The sequence below is a fragment of the Streptomyces sp. NPDC004609 genome (assembly GCF_042873655.1).
In the GTDB taxonomy this organism is placed as follows: Bacteria; Actinomycetota; Actinomycetes; order Streptomycetales; family Streptomycetaceae; genus Streptomyces.
In genome coordinates, this window is record NZ_JBIALS010000019.1 from 33,786 (window position 1) to 54,382 (window position 20,597).

Annotated in this window: 17 protein-coding genes and 1 pseudogene; 12 read left to right on the plus strand and 6 right to left on the minus strand. The window is 73.8% G+C overall.

What is annotated here, in order from left to right; genetic code table 11:
- The first annotated feature begins 51 nt into the window (after positions 1-51).
- The 3 genes from ACFYT4_RS19780 (at position 52) to ACFYT4_RS19790 (ending at position 3,959) form a co-directional block, all read left to right on the plus strand.
- Positions 52-1,410, plus strand: coding sequence for a glycine betaine/L-proline ABC transporter ATP-binding protein (locus tag ACFYT4_RS19780; RefSeq protein WP_389270191.1), 1,359 nt, complete (start codon positions 52-54; stop codon positions 1,408-1,410).
- Positions 1,403-3,211: an ABC transporter permease/substrate binding protein gene (locus ACFYT4_RS19785; RefSeq protein WP_389270194.1), complete on the plus strand. Its 1,809-nt coding sequence runs from the start codon at positions 1,403-1,405 to the stop codon at positions 3,209-3,211. Before ACFYT4_RS19780 ends, ACFYT4_RS19785 begins: the two co-directional genes overlap by 8 nt.
- 157 nt (positions 3,212-3,368) lie before the next feature.
- A complete protein-coding gene (locus tag ACFYT4_RS19790; RefSeq protein ID WP_389270197.1) occupies positions 3,369-3,959 on the plus strand; it encodes a helix-turn-helix domain-containing protein in 591 nt (196 codons plus the stop codon).
- Between the two features lie 58 nt (positions 3,960-4,017).
- Here ACFYT4_RS19790 and ACFYT4_RS19795 read toward each other — a convergent pair whose 3' ends face one another.
- Positions 4,018-5,145, minus strand: coding sequence for a TDT family transporter (locus tag ACFYT4_RS19795; RefSeq protein WP_389270199.1), 1,128 nt, complete (start codon positions 5,143-5,145; stop codon positions 4,018-4,020).
- Positions 5,146-5,215: 70 nt separating this feature from the next.
- Between ACFYT4_RS19795 and ACFYT4_RS19800 the strand changes: the two genes are divergently transcribed.
- Complete coding sequence (locus ACFYT4_RS19800; protein WP_389270202.1) at positions 5,216-6,145, plus strand: LysR family transcriptional regulator; 930 nt, start codon at positions 5,216-5,218, stop codon at positions 6,143-6,145.
- A gap of 101 nt (positions 6,146-6,246) precedes the next feature.
- Here the strand turns inward: ACFYT4_RS19800 and ACFYT4_RS19805 are convergent, their stop codons facing one another.
- The 3 genes from ACFYT4_RS19805 to ACFYT4_RS19815 form a co-directional block, all read right to left on the minus strand.
- On the minus strand, positions 6,247-6,930 hold the full coding sequence (locus tag ACFYT4_RS19805; protein WP_389270205.1) for a gamma-glutamyl-gamma-aminobutyrate hydrolase family protein: 684 nt from the start codon (positions 6,928-6,930) through the stop codon (positions 6,247-6,249).
- A 154-nt stretch (positions 6,931-7,084) separates the two neighbouring features.
- Positions 7,085-8,542 carry an ethanolamine permease gene (gene eat, locus ACFYT4_RS19810; protein ID WP_389270209.1) on the minus strand — a complete coding sequence of 486 codons (1,458 nt, stop codon included), beginning with the start codon at positions 8,540-8,542 and terminating at the stop codon, positions 7,085-7,087.
- Between the two features lie 385 nt (positions 8,543-8,927).
- Complete coding sequence (locus ACFYT4_RS19815) at positions 8,928-9,686, minus strand: FadR/GntR family transcriptional regulator (protein ID WP_389270212.1); 759 nt, start codon at positions 9,684-9,686, stop codon at positions 8,928-8,930.
- Between the two features lie 77 nt (positions 9,687-9,763).
- Between ACFYT4_RS19815 and ACFYT4_RS19820 the strand changes: the two genes are divergently transcribed.
- From ACFYT4_RS19820 to ACFYT4_RS19840, 5 genes and pseudogenes are all read left to right on the plus strand, one after another.
- Entirely contained in the window at positions 9,764-11,128 is a 1,365-nt protein-coding gene (locus ACFYT4_RS19820; protein WP_389270215.1) for a glutamine synthetase family protein, read from the plus strand.
- Between the two features lie 187 nt (positions 11,129-11,315).
- Entirely contained in the window at positions 11,316-12,683 is a 1,368-nt protein-coding gene (locus ACFYT4_RS19825) for an aldehyde dehydrogenase family protein (protein WP_389270218.1), read from the plus strand.
- Between the two features lie 4 nt (positions 12,684-12,687).
- Positions 12,688-13,473, plus strand: a complete 786-nt coding sequence (locus ACFYT4_RS19830; RefSeq protein WP_389270222.1) for a 3-oxoacyl-ACP reductase — start codon at positions 12,688-12,690, stop codon at positions 13,471-13,473.
- Positions 13,474-13,605: 132 nt separating this feature from the next.
- Positions 13,606-13,695 (plus strand): annotated as a pseudogene (locus ACFYT4_RS19835) (DUF2510 domain-containing protein); the annotation flags it as partial.
- A 147-nt stretch (positions 13,696-13,842) separates the two neighbouring features.
- A complete protein-coding gene (locus ACFYT4_RS19840; RefSeq protein ID WP_389270521.1) occupies positions 13,843-14,658 on the plus strand; it encodes a hypothetical protein in 816 nt (271 codons plus the stop codon).
- 113 nt (positions 14,659-14,771) lie between these two features.
- On the opposite strand, the gene ACFYT4_RS19845 is transcribed toward ACFYT4_RS19840, so the two are convergent.
- Positions 14,772-15,974: an amino acid deaminase/aldolase gene (locus ACFYT4_RS19845; RefSeq protein WP_389270225.1), complete on the minus strand. Its 1,203-nt coding sequence runs from the start codon at positions 15,972-15,974 to the stop codon at positions 14,772-14,774.
- 728 nt (positions 15,975-16,702) lie between these two features.
- On the opposite strand from ACFYT4_RS19845, the gene ACFYT4_RS19850 reads away from it, so the two are divergent.
- Genes ACFYT4_RS19850 through ACFYT4_RS19860 form a run of 3 tightly spaced genes read left to right on the plus strand, consistent with a single transcriptional unit; the run spans position 16,703 to position 20,013 of the window.
- Complete coding sequence (locus ACFYT4_RS19850; protein WP_389270228.1) at positions 16,703-18,043, plus strand: hypothetical protein; 1,341 nt, start codon at positions 16,703-16,705, stop codon at positions 18,041-18,043.
- Positions 18,040-19,230: a type VII secretion-associated serine protease mycosin gene (gene mycP, locus ACFYT4_RS19855; protein ID WP_389270231.1), complete on the plus strand. Its 1,191-nt coding sequence runs from the start codon at positions 18,040-18,042 to the stop codon at positions 19,228-19,230. The genes ACFYT4_RS19850 and mycP overlap by 4 nt, the downstream gene beginning before the upstream one ends.
- A 51-nt stretch (positions 19,231-19,281) precedes the next feature.
- On the plus strand, positions 19,282-20,013 hold the full coding sequence (locus tag ACFYT4_RS19860) for an SseB family protein (protein ID WP_389270234.1): 732 nt from the start codon (positions 19,282-19,284) through the stop codon (positions 20,011-20,013).
- 168 nt (positions 20,014-20,181) lie between these two features.
- On the opposite strand, the gene ACFYT4_RS19865 is transcribed toward ACFYT4_RS19860, so the two are convergent.
- Positions 20,182-20,574, minus strand: a complete 393-nt coding sequence (locus ACFYT4_RS19865) for a DUF1844 domain-containing protein (RefSeq protein WP_389270237.1) — start codon at positions 20,572-20,574, stop codon at positions 20,182-20,184.
- Positions 20,575-20,597 lie beyond the last annotated feature (23 nt).

The window sequence follows — 20,597 nt, forward strand, 5'->3', positions numbered from 1 at the left end:
CTGCCGGATGGGGGTCGGCAGACCGTTTTCGCTGCTACGCGTGAGGTTTATGTGTCAAGGCTCCAGGTGGAGCACCTGTACAAGGTGTTCGGCAGACGACCCGGCGATGCGGTCCGCAGACTCGAAAACGGCGCCGACCGCGACGAACTGCGCGCCGACGGCACCACGGCGGCGGTGATCGACGCGTCGTTCACCGTCGAGCCCGGCCGGACCTTTGTCGTCATGGGTCTCTCCGGGTCCGGCAAGTCCACCCTGCTGCGCATGCTCAACGGGCTGCTGCCACCCACCTCGGGCCGTGTCCTGCACGACGGCCGGGACCTGACCGCCCTGAGCCCGCGCGAGCTGCGCGCCGTACGCTCCACCAAGATCAGCATGGTCTTCCAGCACTTCGCGCTCTTCCCCCACCGGAGCGTCCTGGAGAACGCCGGATACGGCCTCGAAGTGCAGGGCGTCGACCGCCCCGAACGCGATCGGCGCGCCGCCGAGGCGCTCGCCCTGACCGGCCTCGCGGGCTGGGAGGACTCCTGGCCCGACGAGCTGTCCGGCGGGATGCAGCAGCGCGTCGGTCTCGCCCGCGCGCTCGCCACCGACGCCGATCTGCTGCTGATGGACGAGTCGTTCAGCGCGCTCGACCCGCTGATCCGCCGGGATATGCAGGACCAGCTCCTGGAACTCCAGAAGACGCTGAAGAAGACCATCGTCTTCATCACCCACGACCTCAACGAGGCCATGCGCCTCGGCGACCGGATCGCGGTGATGAGGGACGGCAGGATCGTCCAGACCGGCACCGCCGAGGACATCCTCGTCAACCCGGCCAACGACTACGTCGCGTCCTTCACCCAGGACGTGGACCGCTCCCGGGTCCTCACCGCGGGCGCGATCATGTCCGACCCCCGGACCGCGTACGGCACCGGGTCCGACGGCGGCGACGAGCTGCGGACCCCGGAGGACATCCTGGCGGCCACCCCCGCCGTCGTCCGGGCCGGCACCCCCGTCACCGAGCTGTTCACCCCCTGCTCGGCGAGCGGGGTCGCGGTGGCCGTCACCGACGACGACGGCGGGCTGATCGGGGTCGTCACCCGGTCCCGGCTGCTCGCCGTCCTGGGCGAGTCGGCACGGCCCACGGCTCCGGCGGGCACGGCCGCCCCGGCGGCCGGTACGGCTCCGGCGGGCGGCGAGGCACCGGGCGACAGCACCGGTGCGCCCGGCGCCGGGCCCGTGGGCGGCACGGCACCGGACGGCGGCTCGCGGAGCGCCGGTGCGGCGCGCACCGGATCCCCGGGCACCGCCTCTCCGGTACGTACCGGACCGGAGAACCCGGGAGCCGCGCGCGCGGGATCCCCGGGCGCAGCGTCCCCGGGCGCCGGGTCCTCCGGTGTCGGCACGGCCAAGGCGGTGGCCGGTGCCTAGGATTCCCCTCGGCGACTGGATCGACAGCGGCGTCGACTGGCTCCAGTCCCATCTCTCCTGGCTGTTCGAGGCCATCACCTCCCTCGTCACCGGGATGTACGACGGACTCGACGCCGCTCTGACCGCGCCCGAACCACTGCTGCTGGCGGGCGTCCTCGCCGTCCTCGCCTGGTGGCTGCGCGGGCTGCTCGCCGGCGTCCTCGGTTTCGCGGGCTTCGCTCTGATCGACTCCGTCGCCCTGTGGGACGAGGCGATGTCGACGCTGTCGCTGGTGCTCGTGGCCACCGTCGTCACGCTGGTGATGGCCGTCCCGCTCGGCATCTGGTCCTCGCGCTCCACCGCGGTCAGCTCGGTGACCCGGCCGGTGCTGGACTTCATGCAGACCATGCCCGCCATGGTCTATCTGATCCCCGGCATCATCTTCTTCGGCGTCGGAGTGGTGCCCGGCATCATCGCCTGCATCGTCTTCGCGCTGCCTCCGGGCGTACGGATGACGGAACTCGGCATCCGCCAGGTCGACAAGGAACTCGTCGAGGCCGCCGAGGCGTTCGGCACCACCCCGCGCGACACCCTGCTGCGCGTCCAGCTCCCCCTCGCCCTGCCCACGATCATGGCCGGGGTCAACCAGGTCATCATGCTGGGCCTGTCGATGGTGGTCATCGCCGGCATGGTCGGCGGCGGCGGACTCGGCGGCGAGGTCTACAGCGCGATCGGCAACGTCGACATCGGCCTCGGCTTCGAGGCGGGCGTCTCCATCGTGATCCTCGCGATGTACCTGGACCGGATCACCGGCGAGCTGGGCCGCCAGGTCTCCCCGCTCGGCCGCCGCGCCATCGCCAAGGCCAGGGCGCTGGCCGGCGGCAGGGGGCTGTGGAGCCACCGCCCCCGGCCCTCGGTCGCGGTCGTCGGCGTGATCGTCCTCGCGCTCGTCGCGGGCGGCATGAACATCTTCGGCGGCGCCTCCGGCCCGGCGTCCGGCCCCTCGGGTGCCGCGAACGTCGGCAAGGGCGAGAAGCTCACCGTGGGATACATCCCCTGGGACGAGGCGATCGCGTCCACCTTCCTGTGGAAGGAGGTCCTGGAGCAGCGCGGCTTCGAGGTCGACGCCAGACAGCTGGAGGCCGGCGCTCTCTACACGGGCATGGCGGGCGGCCAGATCGACTTCCAGACCGACTCCTGGCTGCCGGTCACCCACGCCTCGTACTGGGAGAAGTACGGCGACCGGCTGGAGGACCTCGGCTCCTGGTACGGCCCCACCTCGCTGGAGCTGGCGGTCCCCTCGTACGTCAAGGGCGTCGACTCCCTGGACGACCTCAAGGGGCAGTCCGCGAAGTTCAAGGGCCGGATCATCGGCATCGAGCCGAGCGCCGGAATGATGGGACTGCTCAAGGACAAGGTGCTCGGCGAGTACGGCCTGGAGGGCGAGTACGAGGTCGTCGACGGCTCGACGCCCGGCATGCTCGCCGAGCTGAAGCGCGCGTACGCGAAGAAGGAGCCCGTCGTCGTCACGCTCTGGTCACCGCACTGGGCCTACAGCGGCTACGACCTCACGAAGCTGAAGGATCCGAAGGGCGCCTGGGGCAAGGGCGACGGGGTGCACACCCTGGCCCGGAAGGGCTTCACCGGCGATCACCCCGAGGCCGCGAAGTGGCTCAAGGACTTCCGGATGACCGAGAAGCAGCTCACCGATCTGGAGGCCGAGATCCAGCGCACCGGCAAGGGCCGGGAGCAGGACGCGGTACGCACCTGGCTCACGGCGAATCCGGGGTTCGTGGACCAGGTGGCTCCGGTCCCCCAGTAGGTTCTGTCACGCAGCGGAACGGGGTGGTTCCCGCCGGTGGCGGGAACCACCCCGTCCGGGTTTGCCCCGGAGGTACCGGCCCGTGACCTCCACGCGGGGGAAGCCGCGCCGGAAGCTGCGTAAGGTTGTACAGAACGCAGGAAGGGGAGCCCGGCGCATGGACGCTGACGCCAAGGACGGCAAGGACCCGAAGGAGACCGAGCGTCTTCGGGTGGGCGCCGCCGTGCGCAGGCGACGGCGGGCACTCGATCTCACGCTCGCCTCGGTCGCCGAGCGCAGCGGGCTCTCCGTGCCCTTCCTCAGCCAGATCGAGAACGACCGCGCCCGCCCCAGCGTGCGCTCCCTCGAAAAGGTCGCCGACGCCCTGGAGACGACGACCGTGCGGCTGATCGCCGCGTCCGACGCCGCCCGGACCGTCGCCGTCGTACGCGCCGACCGGGACGGGCCCCCGGCCGTGCCGAGGGCCCGCAGGCTCGTCCGGGGGCGGCACCAGCTGGAGGCCCTGGAGTTCAGCGGGGAGCACGACACCGAGGGCGAGTTCCAGCACCGCAACGACGAGCTGATGTACATCGCCGACGGGACGGTGGAGGTCGAGGCCGAGGGCCGCGCCTACCGGCTGGGGCGCGGTGACACCCTGTTCCTGTCCGGTGGCGTACGGCACCGGTGGCGGGCGAGCGGCCACGAGACCCGCATCCTCGTCGTCACGGTCGCCGAGCACATCGAGACGCCCCCGGGGGCGGGGGGCTGACCGCGCCCCCTGACCGCGCGGTCAGGGGGCCGCGTTGTGCGCCCGGGGCCGGACACCCTCACTCCACCGGCGCCGGTACCCGCGCCGGTGGGGCGAGCAGCGTTCCGCCGAGCAGGGCGCGTACGGTACGGAAGCCGACCACCGCCCAGGCCGTCACCAGCAGCCCGTACAGCAGGACCGCGAGCCAGGCCAGCGCCGTCAGGCCCGTGCGGTCCGCGAGGCTCGCCGCCCCGAGGACACAGGTGCCGACGGGGAAGGTGAACGCCCACCACGTCATCGAGAACGGCATCCCCCTGCGCACGGCCCGCACCACCAGCGCACCGGCCAGCGCCAGCCACAGCAGGGCGAAGCCCATCACCGGTACGCCGTAGAGCAGGGCGAACGCGCCGAACCCGTGCGTGTAGGCCGCCGCCACGCCCCCCGCCGCGTCCGCGGCGTTGCCGACCGCGGCCGTCGACTGGCCCAGCGGACCCAGCACCAGGAAGAGCGAGGGGGTGAGCGCGAGCGGCAGCGGCCCGTGGTGGACCAGCCGGGCGAACACCACCGGCAGGATCAGCAGCGTCGCCAGCAGGCTCAGCCCGAACATCCCGAGGCTCCCCAGCAGCAGCGCCGCGCGCCACTGGCCGGACGGCAGCCGGGGCACGAGCAGCGGACCGGAGGACGCGGCGACCATCGGGGCCACCACCGGCAGCAGCCACACCGGCGAGGCGGTGCCGGGCGCAGGACGATGGCGTACGACCATCAGATACGGCACGGCGACGGCCGCCGCGAGCCCGGTGACGGTCCCGGCGGCGAAGAGTCCGGCCGCGATCGCCACGGCCGCCGTCCCGCCGGTCACCCGCGCGCCGACGGTGAGCGTGCCCGTGCCCACGGCCAGCAGCGCCATCGACAGACAGCCGTAGAAGGGCGCGACCGCCGGGTCGAGGAGATGGTCACGGGCCTGGTCGCGGTGGAGCGCCCAGTGTGCGGCGCGCGCGGCCGTCACCAGCACGAGGAGCACCGCCGAGACCGCCCACACCGCGATGAGCGCGGGCCCGGGGACCGGCGCGGGGAGCGCGGCGCCCGCGACGGCGACGATGGCGGTGCCCATGACGGGCGCGTACCACTGGGGGCCGAAGTGACGCAGGGACACCGGTCGTACGACGGGCGCCGAGGCGCGGGGACGTGCGTGCACGGCGGTGACCATGACACCACTGTCGCCATGGCGCCCGGGGCACACCAGGGGGCAATCCGCTATGACCTCATAAGCTGGGCTGATGAGTGAGGACGACCGGCGGGTGCCGCTCGCGCACCGGGTACCGGATCTCGGCGCGCTGGAGCTGCTTCTCGCCGTCGCCCGGCACGGGAGCCTGGGCCGCGCCGCCCGGGAGATGGGGATCACCCAGCCCGCCGCGAGCAGCCGTGTCCGTTCCATGGAGCGGCAGCTCGGCGTGGCACTGGTGGACCGCTCGCCGCGCGGGTCGCGGCTCACCGAGGCGGGTGCCCTGGTCACGGACTGGGCCCGGCGGGTGATCGAGGCGGCGGAGGCGTTCGACGCGGGAACGCAGGCGCTCCGGGGGCAGCGGGACTCCCGGCTGCGGGTCGCCGCGTCCATGACCATCGCGGAGTATCTGCTGCCGGGCTGGCTCATCGCGCTCCGTACGCGGCTCCCGGACACGGCGGTCTCCCTGCTGGCCGGGAACTCCGCAGCGGTCGCCTCCCATCTGCTGGACGGCGCGGCCGATCTGGGGTTCGTGGAGGGCCTCGCGGTCCCGGACGGTCTGGACGGCACGGTCATCGGCCATGACCGGCTGGTCGTCGTCACCGCGCCCGGTCACCCCTGGGCCCGTCGCCGGACACCGCTCGGTCCCGCCGAACTGGCGGCGACCCCCCTGATCCTGCGCGAACGCGGCTCCGGCACGCGCCAGGTACTCGACTCGGCGCTCGCCGGTCACGGCGGCCCGGCCGAGCCCCTGCTCGAACTCGCCTCCACGACCGCGGTCAAGTCCTCCGTGGTCAGCGGGGCGGGCCCGGCCGTCCTCAGCGAACTGGCGGTGCGCGAGGAGGTCTCCTCCCGCCGTCTCGTGGCGGTGCGGGTGGCCGGCGTCCCTCTCGGCCGCGCGCTCCGGGCGGTCTGGCGCCGCTCGCAGAAACCCCGGGGACCGGGCCGTGAACTGCTGGGGCTCGCGGACATCAGCGGTGCCTGAGCGGTCGTACGGGGAGGGGCGCCGGGTCCGGGTCACACGGGGGAGCCGGGCACGGGCCGGAGAGTCCGGCCGGGGGCCGAGGCGCGGTGTCCTCCGGCTGGTCAGGACCTCGCGGCCCTGACCAGCGCCTCCATCACCCGGGTGTCCTCGCCCATCTCCGGGTGCCACTGCACCCCGAGCGTCCAGCCCCCGCCCGCCAGCTCCACCGCCTCCACGGTGCCGTCGTCCGCGTGCGCGGAGACCGTGAGCCCGGGCGCCGGCCGGTCCACGGCCTGGTGGTGATAGGTCGGGACCCGGGCGGGCTCCGGCACGATGGACGCGTAGAGGGTGTCCGGGACGGGGGTCACGGTGTGGGTGCCGAAGACACCGATGTCCTTGATGTGGCCCTCCAGATGCTGGTGCAGGGTGCCGCCGAGCGCGACGTTCAGGAGCTGCATGCCCCGGCAGATGCCCAGCAGCGGCGTTCCCGAGGCGAGGGCCGCGTGGATCAGGGCCAGTTCCCAGGCGTCCCGCTCGCGGGCGGGAGGGCCTGTGCGGGGGTGCGGCTCGGCCCCGTAGCGCCCGGGTTCCACATCCGCGCCGCCCGCGACGACCAGGCCGTCCAGCCGGGCCGCGACCGCCTCGGCGGCCGTGGCGCCGGCGTCCGGGGGGAGCATCGCCACGAGTCCTCCCGCCCGCTGGACGAGGGCCGGGTAGGCCGCCGGCAGCAGGGCGGCCGGCATCTCCCACACCCCCCATGCGGCCTGGTTGAGATAGGTCGTGACACCGATGAGGGGCGTGGTCACTGTGACTCCGTTCCTTGCCTGTCGTGCGTGTGGTGCGTGCCGTGCCCGTCGTGCCCGGCGCGGCTGCCGTGCGGGTCGTGCGGATGAGGGATGAGCATGGGGGGCTTGTGCGGATGAGGGATGAGCGTGGGGCGGCGCGGGTCGGGCGTGCGGCTCAGTCGCGTTCGAGCTCCGCCTCGGCCGCCGCGAGTGCCGCGAACTCCTCCTCCGGTGCCTTCGCCACCAGACGATGGCGACTGTAGAACGCGAAGTAGGCCAGAGCCACGACATAGACGCCCAGGGCGATGAACGCCGCGTCCTTGTCCACCAGGAACGTCGCGACCAGCGCGGACAGCGCGAGCAGAAAGGCCACGGTCGAGGTGAGCGTGCCGCCCGGGGTGCGGTACGGACGGTGGAGCCGCGGCTCACGGCGGCGCAGCACGATGTGCGACAGCGCCATGAGGGCGTAACTGATCGTCGCTCCGAAGACCGCGATGTTCAGCATCCGGGCGCCGTTGCCCGTGGACGCGGCCAGCGCGAAGCCGATCGCACCGGGGATCAGCAGTCCCGGGTACGGCGATTTGCGCCGGCTGGTCAGGGAGAGGAAACGGGGCAGATATCCGGCGCGGGAGAGCGCGAAGAGCTGGCGGGAACCCGCGTAGATCAGCGAGAAGAACGACGCGACCAGGCCCGCCAGCCCCGCGTAGTTCACGAATCTGCTCAGCGCGGTCGGCTCGCCGTCCCCCTGGAGGGCGACCACCAGCGGGTTTCCCGCCTCCTGAAGGGCGGCGGAGCCGCGGGCGCCCGTTGAGGCGAAGAACGTCAGCACGGCCAGCAGCACCAGGATCCCCATGGAGATCGCGAGCGCCCTCGGCATGGACCGCACCGGGTCCTTGGCCTCCTCCGCCGCCAGCGGCACGCCCTCGACACCGAGGAAGAACCACATCCCGAACGGGAAAGCCGCCCATATCCCCAGCAGTCCGAACGGCAGCCAGGAGCCCGATCCGAACGCGTCCCCGTCGACCGGGATGTCGTCGAGGTTGCCCGCGCTGAACTCCGTGAACGCGCCCACCGAGAAGATCAGCAGCGCCGCCACGGCGACGGCCGTCACGACCAGGCTGAACCGCAGCGCCTCGCCCACGCCCCACAGGTGGATGCCGATGAAGACGGCGAAGCACGCGAGATAGACCGGCCACCCCGACTCCAGGCCGAACAGCCCCAGCGATTCGACGTAGTCACCGATGAAGATCGAGATGGCGGCGGGCGCGAGGATGTACTCGATGAGGATCGCCGTACCGGTCAGAAACCCGCCCCAGGTCCCGAGCGCGCGCCGGGCGAAGCCGTAACCCCCGCCCGCGGTGGGCAGGATGGCCGACAGTTCGGCGAGGGCGAACACCAGGCAGGCGTACATCACGCCCATCAGCACCGTGGCGATCGCGAGCCCGCCGAAACCGCCCTTGGACAGCCCGATGTTCCATCCGGAGAAGTCCCCCGACACGACATAGGCCACCCCGAGCCCGGTGAGCAACAGCCACCCCGCGCTGCCCCTGCGCAGCATGCGGCGTTTCAGATACGCGTCGTCGGAGGGGGCGTCGGCTGTGTACGGGGTCTTCCGAGTGGTGCCTTCGGCCATGAGTCACTCCCGGCTTCAAAGGTCTGTGCGGACACCTTTGCGGCAGGGATCGGAAATCCGCAACCCCCGTGCACCACCCCGCGCCCTCAACACCCCGTCGCCCGCGCCCGCACCGGGCGGGGGCCGTACAGAATCAGCCCCGTCGGCGGATTCGGCGGAGGTGCCGACGCCCTGCGCTTGCCGGCCGGTGCCTGACGCGGTGTCGCCCGCACTGGGCGGCGGCCGAAAATCCAGCCCCGCCGGCGTTTGAGGCGCGGGGTCCGGGGCGGAGCCCCGGCAAGGGCGGGGGATCCGCGGCCCGGGGTTACGCCAAGGGCCCCGGCCCGAGCGCCGCGGTCCGGCCCGGGCACCGCAGCCCGCCGCCGCGCGCCCCCGGGCCGAACCCTCACGCCAGAAAGCCCCGCAGCAACGCCGCCGTCCCCTCGCAGTGCTCCCGCATCACCGCCCTCGCCCCCTCCGCGTCCCCGTCCAGCACCGCCTCCACCACCGCCGTGTGCTGCTGCTGCGAGTGCTCCAGGTTCCGTACCAGCAGCGGAATGCAGTCCAGCAGATCGTTGAGCGTCGCCCGTACGCCCGCGTACTGCGCCGTCAGGCTCGGCGACCCGGACAGTTCGGCGAGCGTCAGATGCAGCAGGGTGTCCCGGCGCCGGTACGCGCCCAGGGGCGCGTCGTGCGTCGCCGCCAGGGCCAGCCGCAGCCGCCGCGCCTCCTCGTCCGTGAGTCCGTGGGCCGCGCACAGGCCCGCCGCCCCCACCTCCAGTACCTCGCGGAACCGGAGCGTGTCCTCCACGTCCACCCCGGCCACCCGGCGGCGCAGCTCGTCCTCGCCAGGGGTGTCGGGGCGGCTCAGCACGAACGTTCCTCCGTACCGTCCGCGCCTGCTCTCCACCAGCCCCTGATCGGTGAGGACCTTCAGCACCTCGCGCAGGGTGACCCGGCTGATCCCCATCCGCTCGGCGAGTTCGCGCTCCGCCGGCAGCCGCTCCCCGCCGGGCACCAGACCCAGGCGCAGCAGCTGGAGGATCTGCTCCAGGGCCTCCTCGAATCCGTTGCCCGCGCGCACGGGACGCAGCACGGGAGTGAGGCGGTCCGCGCCCGCGCCCGCGGCGCCCGCCGCGGTCACCGTGTCATCCGTCTTCGCCACGTCGCGTTTCCTCTTCCCAGGCAATGGTCTTCAGTAATACCTTATGGCTCCCGGCCGATCCAAGGAGGCGGAATTCCGTGGCAGACCGCACACCCCCGCTCGCGGTCGAGGAGCTGCGCGCCCTCGTCGCGACCGGAGAGATCGACACCGTGGTACTCGCCTTCCCCGACATGCAGGGACGGCTCCAGGGGAAGCGGTTCGCCGCGGCGTTCTTCCTGGACGAGGTCCTGGAGCACGGCACCGAGGGCTGCAACTACCTCCTCGCCGTGGACACGGACATGAACACCGTCGACGGTTACGAGATGTCGTCCTGGGACCGCGGTTACGGCGACTTCGCCATGCGCCCCGATCCCGCCACCCTGCGCCGCGTGCCCTGGAACGAGGGCACCGCCCTCCTCGTCGCGGATCTCGCCTGGAGCGACGGCGCACCCGTCGTCGCCGCACCCCGCCAGGTGCTGCGCCGCCAGCTGGAGCGGCTGGCCGGGCTGGGCCTCACGGCGCATGTCGGCACCGAGCTGGAGTTCATCGTCTTCAAGGACACGTACGAGCAGGCTTGGGACCGCGACTACCGCGGGCTCACCCCGGCCAATCAGTACAACATCGACTACTCCGTCCTCGGCACCGGGCGCATCGAACCGCTGCTGCGCCGTATCCGCAACGAGATGACCGCGGCGGGACTGACCGTCGAGTCCGCCAAGGGCGAGTGCAACCCGGGCCAGCACGAGATCGTGTTCCGCTACGACGAGGCACTGGTCACCTGCGACCAGCACGCGATCTACAAGACCGGCGCCAAGGAGATCGCCGCCCAGGAAGGCGTCTCGCTCACCTTCATGGCCAAGTACAACGAGCGCGAGGGCAACTCCTGCCACATCCATCTCTCGCTCACCGGCGAGGACGGCACTCCGGCCATGGCCGGTGACGGTCCGGGCGGGATGTCCCCGCTCATGCGGCACTTCCTCGCCGGGCAGCTGGCCGCACTGCGCGACTTCTCCCTCCTCTACGCCCCCAACGTCAACTCGTACAAGAGATTCCAGCCCGGCTCGTTCGCGCCGACCGCCGTCGCGTGGGGCTACGACAACCGCACCTGCGCCCTGCGCGTGGTCGGCCACGGCCGCTCGACGCGTTTCGAGAACCGGCTCCCCGGCGGGGACGTCAATCCGCATCTGGCCGTCGCCGGGCTGATCGCCGCCGGACTCCACGGTGTGGAGCAGGGGCTGGAACTGCCCGAGGAGTGCACCGGGAACGCCTATACGGCGGGGTACGCGCAGGTCCCGACCACGCTGCGGGAGGCCGCCGAACTCTGGGAGACCAGTCCCATCGCCAAGGAGGCGTTCGGCGACGAGGTCGTCGCGCACTATCTGAACATGGCCCGGGTCGAACTCGCCGCGTTCGACTCCGCAGTGACCGACTGGGAGCTGCGCCGTTCCTTCGAACGCCTCTGACCGGGACCGGCCACGGGCCACGGCCCCGGCCGGCTCCGCCCCACGGGCCCGTACGCCGGCCCCGTACTCCCACGCCCTGTAGGACCGCCGCCCGTACTCCCGCCCCCGGACCCCGCCCCCCACCCGGGCCCCCGTACGCCGCCGGCCCGCACCTCCGCCCCCACCACCGACGTCTGCGAGGAACGCCTTGCCGTACACGCACCACGAGGTCCTCGACCCCACCACCGGCACGCTCGTCGAGAAGGTCGCGGCCACGTCGGCCGCCGAGGTCGACGCCGCCGTCGCCCTCGCCGCCGAGGCCCAGCGGTGCTGGGCGGCGGCCGCCCCCGCCGACCGGGCGAGACTGCTGCGCCGCTTCGCCGCCGTCGTCGACGACCACCTCGAAGAACTCGCCCTCCTGGAGGTACGGGAGGCCGGACACCTCATCGGCAACGCCCGCTGGGAGGCCGGCAACGTCCGCGACCTCCTCGACTTCGCCGCCGGGGGAGTGGAGCGCCTGAGCGGCCGTCAGATCCCCGTCGCCGGGGGCCTCGACATCACCTTCCTCGAACCGCTCGGTGTCGTCGGGGTGATCGCGCCCTGGAACTTCCCCATGCCGATCGCCGCCTGGGCCACCGCCCCGGCCCTCGCGGCAGGCAACGCCGTACTCCTCAAACCGGCCGAGACCACCCCGCTGACCGCGCTGCGTCTGGCCGCGCTCGCCCTGGAGGCGGGGCTGCCGGAACATCTCCTCCAGGTCCTGCCGGGCGCGGGCGACGTCACCGGCAACGCGCTGGTCGAACACCCGGGCGTCGCGAAGATCGTGTTCACCGGATCCACCCGGGTGGGCAAGCAGATCATGGCGAAGTGCGCGCGCCGGCTGAAGCGGGTGACCCTCGAACTGGGCGGCAAGAGCCCCAACATCGTCTTCGCCGACTCCGACCTCGAAGCGGCCGTCGCCGCCACCCCCATGTCCTTCCTGGACAACAGCGGCCAGGACTGCTGCGCCCGCACCCGTATCCTCGTCCAGCGCCCGGTGTACGACCGCTTCCTCGAACTGCTCGCGCCCGCGATCGAGTCGGTCGTCGTCGGCGACCCGGCGGACGCGTCGACCCAGATGGGTCCGCTGATCTCCCGGGCCCAGCTGGAGAGGGTGCGCTCCTATGTCCCCGACGAGCTGCCCGGCATCCGCGGCAGCGCCCCCGACGGCCCCGGGTTCTGGTTCCCGCCCACCGTCCTCACCGATGTCGCGCCCGACGCCCCGGCCGCTCGCGAGGAGGTGTTCGGGCCGGTCGCCGCCGTGCTGCCCTTCGACGACGAGGCCGACGCGATCCGTCTGGCCAACGCCACCGAGTACGGACTCTCCGGCTCGGTCTGGACCCGTGACCTCGGCCGCGCCGTCCGGGTCTCCCGCGCGGTCCAGGCGGGCAACCTCTCCGTCAACTCCCACTCCAGCGTCCGCTACTGCACCCCGTTCGGCGGCTACAAACAGTCCGGCCTCGGCCGGGAACTCGGCCCCGACGCCCTCGCGGCCTTCACCGAAACCAAGAACGTCTACTTCAGCACGGAGGTCTGAGCCCATGACCACGACCGAGAACGTCTGCCGCCGCCTGGTCGGACGTACCGCCGTCATCACCGGCGCCGGCAGCGGCATCGGCCTGGCCACCGCGCGCCGGCTCGCCTCCGAGGGTGCGAACGTCGTCTGCGCGGACATCGACGAGCGCGCGGGCAAGGCCGCGGCCGACGAGGCCGGCGGCACCTTCGTCCGGGCGGACGTCACCGAGGGCGGCCAGGTGGAGGCGCTCTTCGAGGCGGCGTACACGACCTACGGCTCCGTCGACATCGCCTTCAACAACGCGGGCATCTCGCCCCCGGAGGACGATTCGATCCTCACCACGGGACTGGAGGCGTGGAGGCGCGTCCAGGACGTCAACCTCACCTCCGTCTATCTGTGCTGCAAGGCCGCCATCCCCTACATGAGGCGCCAGGGCCGCGGCTCCATCATCAACACCGCCTCCTTCGTGGCGGTCATGGGCGCGGCGACCTCCCAGATCTCGTACACCGCGTCCAAGGGCGGTGTGCTCGCCATGTCCCGCGAACTCGGGGTGCAGTTCGCCCGCGAGGGCATCCGGGTGAACGCGCTCTGCCCGGGCCCGGTCAACACCCCGCTCCTGCGGGAACTGTTCGCCAAGGACCCCGAGCGGGCCGCGCGACGGCTCGTGCACATCCCGGTCGGACGGTTCGCGGAGGCGGACGAGATCGCCGCGGCCGTGGCCTTCCTCGCCAGCGACGACTCGTCGTTCGTCAACGCGACGGACTTCCTGGTCGACGGCGGCATCGCGGGGGCGTACGTCACCCCGCTGTAGACCGGTTCCCGCGGCCCGGCCGGAGGCAGGCGTCGCGCGGTCCGGTTCGCGGCCGGGCGCGGCGGCCCCGTCCGGTCGTACGAATCCTGTGGATCGGCCTCACCCCGGACCCCTAGGGTGTCCGGGGTGAGCATGACGACTCCGGCCGGCTGGTATCCGGACCCGAGCGCGCCCGGCACCGAACGCTGGTGGGACGGAACCGCATGGAGCGCGCGGACACGACCCACCGAGGCCATCGGACAGACGGCGCCCCCCGACGGCGGATTCGGACCCCCGACCGGGCAATTCGGCCCTCCGGCCGCCGGGTTCGGGCCTCCCGCCGCGGGGCCGGGTACGCCGCCTGCCGGGTTCGGGCCTCCCGCCGCCGGGTTGGGTACGCCGCCCGGCGGGTTCGGGCCGCCGTCCGTCCCCGCGTTACCCCGACCGCCCGGGAAGAACCGCGGCCGCTGGATCGCCCTGTTCGCCGCAGCCGTCGTACTCGTCGCGGCAACCACCGTCGTGCTGCTGACTCGCGACAACGGCTCCGGGGAGCCCGAGACCGCGCCCATCACGACGGCGCCGACGGGCCCCGGGACGAGCCCCGCCCCGACCCCCTCCGCCGAACCGTCCGCGTCCGGCGACCCCGACGTGCTGACCGATCAGCTCAACGGGATCTCCATGGCCGTCCCCGACGGCTGGGAGAAGTCGGACAGCTCCCTCGACGAGGGCGCCACGATGTACACGGACACGACCTACGAGTGCCCGGGCGGAGGATCCTCCCTCTGCCGGCGGGGACGGGTCTCGTCCCTCACCGCGAACCGCACCGACGTGACCTCGCCCGCCGTCCTCGCCCGGCAGGACATCGCGACCGCGGCGGACGAGGCGTATCTGGAGGACCCGCTCGGCCGCCGGATCTACGGCGGGATCACCTCGCACACCGAGCTCAGGTCCGAGGCCGTCGCGGTCGCCGGCCGCGCCGGCCATCTGGTGCGCTGGCGCGTCGTCACCGGCGCCGGACCCGGGGGATACGTCCAGTCCCTGGTCTTCCCCGCGCCCACGGGCACCGGCTCACCGGTGATCGTCCGCTTCGCCTTCGACGCGGGCCCCGGCGCGCCCACCCTCGCCGAGATGGACCGCATCGTGGCCGGCATCCGGCCGATCGGCGACGCGACCGGCGGTGGAGTCGGCAGCAGCATCGGCCCCTGACCCGCTCCCGGGCCCCGAGGCCATGCCGCCCCGCCGGGGGAGCGATCCCCCGGCGGGGCGGGCGGGACGGACGGCCGCGCCAGTCGGGAGATGGCCGCAAGGGCGGGGGTACGTCAGAGAAAGGTCCGGCCCTCACCGCGGTACGTCGGCACGGTTCTGACCACCCGGTCGCCCTCGATGAGCCGCAGTTCGTCGAAGCGCTCGCACAACTCGCCGGCTTTCGCGTGCCGGAACCACACCTTGTCGCCGATCAGCAGATCGTCGGCGGGCGAGCCGAGCAGCGGGGTCTGCACCTCTCCCGCGCCCTCCAGCCGGTCGTAGCGCAGCCCCTCGGGCAGATAAGGAACCGGCAGCCGGTCCCTGCCCGACGCGCCCGACGCGGGGTATCCGCCGCCGAGTACCGTCACCGCACCCACCCCGGGCCGCCGCACCACCGGCTGCGCGAAGAGCGCGGCCGGACGCCCGGAGAACGAGGTGAAGTGGTCGAACAGCGCCGGCACATACAGCCCGGAACCCGCCGCCACCTCGGTCACCGCCTCCTCGGCCGCCGTGTGCTGCACACTCCCGGTGCCGCCGCCGTTCACGAACTCCAGGTCCGGCGCCACCGACCTGACCGCCCGGACCGCACGGGCACGCCGCTCCGCCAGTTCCCGGCGGGCGGCCCGCTGCATCAGCCGTACGGCCGCCGACGTGACCGGACTCCCCGCGTACGAGTCGCCGACACCCGCGACATGTCCCTCGTACGCCATCAGCCCCACCAGCCGGAAGCCCGGACGCCGGGCCACCGACCGGGCCAGCTCCGCCAGCGGGGCCGGATCCGCCAGCGGCGATCGGCGCGCCCCGATCCGTACCCGCCCACCGAACAGACGCAGCGCGGTGTCGAGTTCCAGACAGACCCGGATCTCCTCCCCGCCGCCCCCGCGCGCACGGTCGATCAGCTCCAGCTGTGCCATGTCGTCGACCATCACCGTCACGGCGGCGGCGAGCACGGGATCCCCCGCCAGCTCCGCGAAGCCGGCCCGGTCCGCCGACGGATACGCCAGCAGGACGTCGCCGAACCCCGCCCGCGCCAGCCACAGCGACTCGGCCAGCGTGAACGACATGATCCCCGAGAACCCGTCCCGTGCCAGCACCCGTTCCAGCAGCGCCCGGCAGCGCACGGACTTGCTCGCCACCCTGATCGGCTTGCCCCCGGCCCTGCGCACCAGATCGTCCGCGTTGGCGTCGAAAGCGCCCAGGTCCACCACGGCGAGCGGGGCGTCGAGATGGGCGGTGGCCCGGTCGTACCGGGCCCGGTCGGTGGCGCGGGGTGTCATGGACCGAGCTTGCCAGACCCGATTACCCGGGGGTAGGGGGACGTTCTGGGCAGATCCCCACGGAGCCGCGGACTCGGTGCCGTAGGCCCGGCCGGAACCCGTAGAGTGGCGCAGACGCGGCGACGAACGGGCCTGCTGGGAAAGGCGATTCGCCGCGGTCCGGTACGAGAGACGGGGGCGGCATGAGCACGGAGGCACCGCGCCCTCCCGGCCGTACCGACGCGTCACCCCAGCCTCCCCAGCCTCCTCAGCCCTCTCCAAGGTCTCGCATCACGGACGCGCTGCTGCCTCCCGAACCGCCCCGGCTTTCGGACATCGCCCCACCGCGGCAGCAGGCGGCCCCTCCCGGCTCCCGCCGGGACCCGGCGACCGACGGGTCCCGTCCCGTCCCGCCCCGCCCGGCCGCCCCGCCTCCGGCAGCGGCCCCGGACACCCCGGCGCCCGCGCCGGGAGACCGCCTCGCCGGACCACTGCCCCCCGCCCGGCCGACCGCCGACGCGACCTGGGCGTACGGCTCGCGGAGCACCGCCGACCGACCTGCCGTCCCCCCGCGCCCGGACCTTCCGCCCCCGGTCCCCGGCACGGCCGTGCCGGGCCTCCCCGGAAACCCTCCGAACGGGTCCCTCCGGCCCGCACCCGCCGACCCGGGCGCGGCGGGCCCCGAGCCCCGCCCGTCCGTGGTCCCCGGGTCCGACGAGGAAACCCGCCGCCTCCGCGCCGAGCCCGCCATGAACGCCACGACGGGCGACCGGCCCGCCGGACCTCCGTCACGCCCCGCCGCTCCGCCGCCGGGCGGCCCCGGCGCGTACGGCACCACGCCCTACGGCTCTGCCGGGGCACCGGAGGCCCCCGGTCGCCCGGCCGCCCCGCCGCGCCCCGATCTGCCGCCCGCCCGGTCGGGAGCGAGCCGCCCCGGGTCCGGCGTACAGCCCGACGAGGACACCCGCCGCCTCCGCGCCGGTCCGGCCGGCACGAGCGGCGACACCACCGGCACCACCGGAAGCGGCATGGCCGGCACAGCGGGCCGGACCGCCACCGCCACCCACGGCACCCCCGCGCCCCACGCCCCCGGAGCCTCCGGGGCCCCCCGCCCGGACGGCCTTGCCGCCGCCCCCGGACCACCCACGCCCACCGCAGCCGTCCCGCCCCCGGGACACGGCATACCGCCCCGGCCGGACGCCCCTCCGACGGAGACCACCACCCGGCTGAGGCCCATCGCCCCGGCCCCCGGCGGCCCGCCGCCCGCCCCCGTCCGGCGCAACCCCTTCCAGCCCCCGGAAGTGCCCTCCGCGGTGCCCGCACGTCCGCGCCCCATACGCACGCGGCGGACCGCCGTCGCCGTCGCCTGCGCCGTCCTCGGCCTCGGTCTGATCGGCGGCGCGGTCACCGCCCGATGGCTGACCGGTGACTCCAGCGCGGACTCCGCGGGCGGGACCGCCTACGCCAAGGGGCGCACCCTGTGGCACAGCGTTCCCGTGGACACCCTCTTCCCCCGCACGATCCGCGGCGAGAACGCGGGCCCCGGCAGGGCCGACCGCGTCTGGACCCGGGTGGCCGTCGCCCCGGACAGCGACTGCGCGGGCGCCCTCACCCCCCTGCTGATCACCACGCTGAAGCCGGTCGGCTGCGCCCGGGTGCTGCGGGCCACGTACACCGACGCGACCTCGACCCACGTCACCACCGTCGGCATGGTCTTCACCGAGGGCGACAAGGCCGCCATGGACGCCCTCGACCTGCGGTTCAGGAAGCAGAGCCTGGACGAGCGCCCCGATCTGATGCCCCGCACCTTCCCCGCCCAGGGCACGGTCGCCGCCCGCTTCGGGGACCGGCAGCGCGCGAGCTGGGCCATCACGGTCCTCACCGAGATGCCCGTCGTCGTCTACGCCGTCTCCGGCTTCGCCGACGGCCGCGCGGTGAACGACCCGCAGCCCGCCGTCGCGGCCAGGGCCAAGGGAGCCACGTCCGCGCCCGCGCAGGCGGGACTGGGCCACGAGGCCGACGGCCTCGCGGCAGGTGCCGAACGCGCGCTGACGAAGACCCTGACCCCGGCCTCGGAGCCCCCGACATGACCCCAGTGACCCGGGCGCGCCGCCGTCGCCACCGCACCGTCGCCCTCCTCGCGGCCACCTCGTTCGCCCTCTTCCCCGCCGTCCCCGCGCACGCCGACGGCATCCGGGCCCAGCAGTGGGGCCTCGCCGCCATGAACACGGACGAGGTCTGGCGTACCACCAAGGGCGAGGACATCACCGTCGCCGTCCTCGACACGGGCGTCGACGACCAGCACCCCGACCTCAAGGACGCCGTCCTGCCCGGCAAGGACTTCATCGGCTTCGGGGCGTCCCGGGGCGATCGCGCCTGGGCCCGCCACGGCACCGCCATGGCCGGGATCATCGCGGCCCACGGCCACGGGTTCGGCAACGAGGCCGGGGTCATCGGCATAGCGCCCCGGGCGAAGATCCTTCCCGTACGGGTCATCCTCGAAAGCACCGACGGAGCCCGCGCCAAGGCCCGCAAGTCCCGGGGCGACGCGCTCGCGCAGGGCATCCGCTGGGCCGCCGACCAGGGCGCGGACGTCATCAACCTCTCCCTCGGCGACGACAGCGAGTCCGCGCACCCGGAAGCAGGCGAGGACGCGGCCGTGCAGTACGCGCTGGCCAAGGGCGCCGTCGTCGTCGCGTCGGCCGGGAACGGCGGCGAGAAGGGCGACCACATCTCCTACCCCGCGGCCTATCCCGGGGTGATCGCCGTGACGGCGGTCGACCGCTACGGCAACCGCGCCCCGTTCTCCACCCGCCGCTGGTACGCCACGGTCAGCGCGCCCGGTGTGGACATCGTGATACCGGACCCGGACGGGAAGTACTACGAGGGCTGGGGCACCAGTGCCGCCGCCGCGTTCGTCTCGGGTGCCGCGGCCCTCGTACGCTCCGCGTACCCCGGCCTGACCCCGGCGCAGATCAAGAAACTGCTCGCGGACACGGCGGGCGACAGCCCCCTGGCGGGCCGTGACGACGCGCGCGGCTACGGCATGGTCGACCCGGCCGCCGCGGTCGAGGCGGCGGCGAAGCTCCGCCCCGGCGACCCCAAGGCCCTGTCGGCGGGCTACTCCGGGAAGTACTTCGGCAAGGGACCCCGGGCACAGCGGCCCGACGAGGGGTCGGCGGGCTGGATCGCCTCGCTGGTCGCCGGGATCGGCGCGCTGGTCCTCGCGGGCGCGGTGGTCCTCTGGCGCGGCCCCCGCTCCGCCGGCGGGTCCTGACGGGGCCGACCCGCCGTCCTCGCGCGGCGGCCCGGCAACTAGGCTCGGCGCGTGGAGCTCAAGAACATTCCCGACCCCGGCTTCAGTGACGACGACGGCGCCGCCGACCCCCGTCTGACGGCGGCGCTCGCCGCCTGGGCCGAGGACCGGGCCGCCGAGCGCCCGGTGCTGGAGGCCCTCACCGGCGCGCGCCTGCTCGTCCCCGTCGTCGCCGTCCTCGGCGAGGTCGAGACCGACGAGAAGGGGCTGCGGCGCGAGAAGACCAGCGACATGGCCGTGCCGACGCTGACCGCCGGGGACCGCAGGGCGCTGCCCGCGTTCACCTCCCTGGACGCGCTCCACCGCTGGGACCCCGCGGCCAGGCCCGTCGCCGTGCCGCTGCACCAGGCGCTCCAGGCCGTCGCCCACGAGCGCGCCGACACCCTCGTACTGGATCTGGCCGGGCCGGTTCCGTATCAGCTGACCGGTCCCGCGCTGCTCGCGCTCGCCGAGGGCCGCACCAGCGCGGATCCGCTCGACGACCCCGCCGTCACGGGAGCGGTACGGGATGCCGTGGCGGCCGAGCCCGCCGTGCTCCGGGCGCATCTGCTGCCCGGCGGCGAGGGGGGCACGCTCGCCCTGGTGCTCTCGGGCGATGCCGTCCCCGCCGAGGCCGCGCGCCGGGTCGCCGAGGCGATCGCGGGCCACGACGTGCTGAGGGCCCGCCTGGTGCGGGGCCTCGACCTGGCACTGCTGCCGGCCGGGGCCACCCCTCCGGGCGAGCCCTTGTTCGTGCGTTCGTAGGAACGGCGCTGTTCGTCCGTCCGCAGGCGCGGCGCGCGCCTCCTGCGCCCGTCCGCCGCGGTCGGCCCACCGGCGCCACCGCGTCGGCCGCGACACGCGCAGGGGACCATGCACCGGTCGGCCGCCGCGCGTCGGCGGACGGACGCGCGGCGCGGGAGGCGTGACGGGTCAGCCGTAGACGGGGCCGGTGTACTTCTCGCCCGGCCCCTGGCCCGGCTGGTCCGGCACCAGCGACGCCTCACGGAACGCGAGCTGGAGCGACTTCAGCCCGTCGCGCAGCGGCGCGGCGTGGAAGGAGCTGATCTCGGTGGTGCTCGCGTCCATCAGCCCGGCCAGCGCGTGCACCAGCTTCCGCGCCTCGTCCAGGTCCTGGTGCTCCGCGCCGTCCTCGGTGAGGCCGAGCTTCACGGCGGCGGCGCTCATCAGATTCACCGCGACCGTGACGATCACCTCGACGGCGGGGACCTCGGCGATGTCGCGGGTCATCGAGTCGAAGTCGGGGGACTCCTCGGGGCCGGCGGAGGCAGCGGAGTCGGAGGAAGAAGGGGTCGCGTCACTCATGACGGACACGATAGGCCCCTGCC

What these genes read in the sequence shown, in the direction of transcription:
- ACFYT4_RS19790 (WP_389270197.1), top strand. Translation starts at nt 3,369, where the DNA reads ATGGACGCTGACGCCAAGGACGGCAAGGACCCGAAGGAGACCGAGCGT.
- ACFYT4_RS19795 (WP_389270199.1), bottom strand. Translation starts at nt 5,145, where the DNA reads ATGGTCACCGCCGTGCACGCACGTCCCCGCGCCTCGGCGCCCGTCGTA.
- ACFYT4_RS19800 (WP_389270202.1), top strand. Translation starts at nt 5,216, where the DNA reads ATGAGTGAGGACGACCGGCGGGTGCCGCTCGCGCACCGGGTACCGGAT.
- eat (WP_389270209.1), bottom strand. Translation starts at nt 8,542, where the DNA reads ATGGCCGAAGGCACCACTCGGAAGACCCCGTACACAGCCGACGCCCCC.
- ACFYT4_RS19830 (WP_389270222.1), top strand. Translation starts at nt 12,688, where the DNA reads ATGACCACGACCGAGAACGTCTGCCGCCGCCTGGTCGGACGTACCGCC.
- ACFYT4_RS19845 (WP_389270225.1), bottom strand. Translation starts at nt 15,974, where the DNA reads ATGACACCCCGCGCCACCGACCGGGCCCGGTACGACCGGGCCACCGCC.
- ACFYT4_RS19850 (WP_389270228.1), top strand. Translation starts at nt 16,703, where the DNA reads ATGAACGCCACGACGGGCGACCGGCCCGCCGGACCTCCGTCACGCCCC.
- mycP (WP_389270231.1), top strand. Translation starts at nt 18,040, where the DNA reads ATGACCCCAGTGACCCGGGCGCGCCGCCGTCGCCACCGCACCGTCGCC.
- ACFYT4_RS19865 (WP_389270237.1), bottom strand. Translation starts at nt 20,574, where the DNA reads ATGAGTGACGCGACCCCTTCTTCCTCCGACTCCGCTGCCTCCGCCGGC.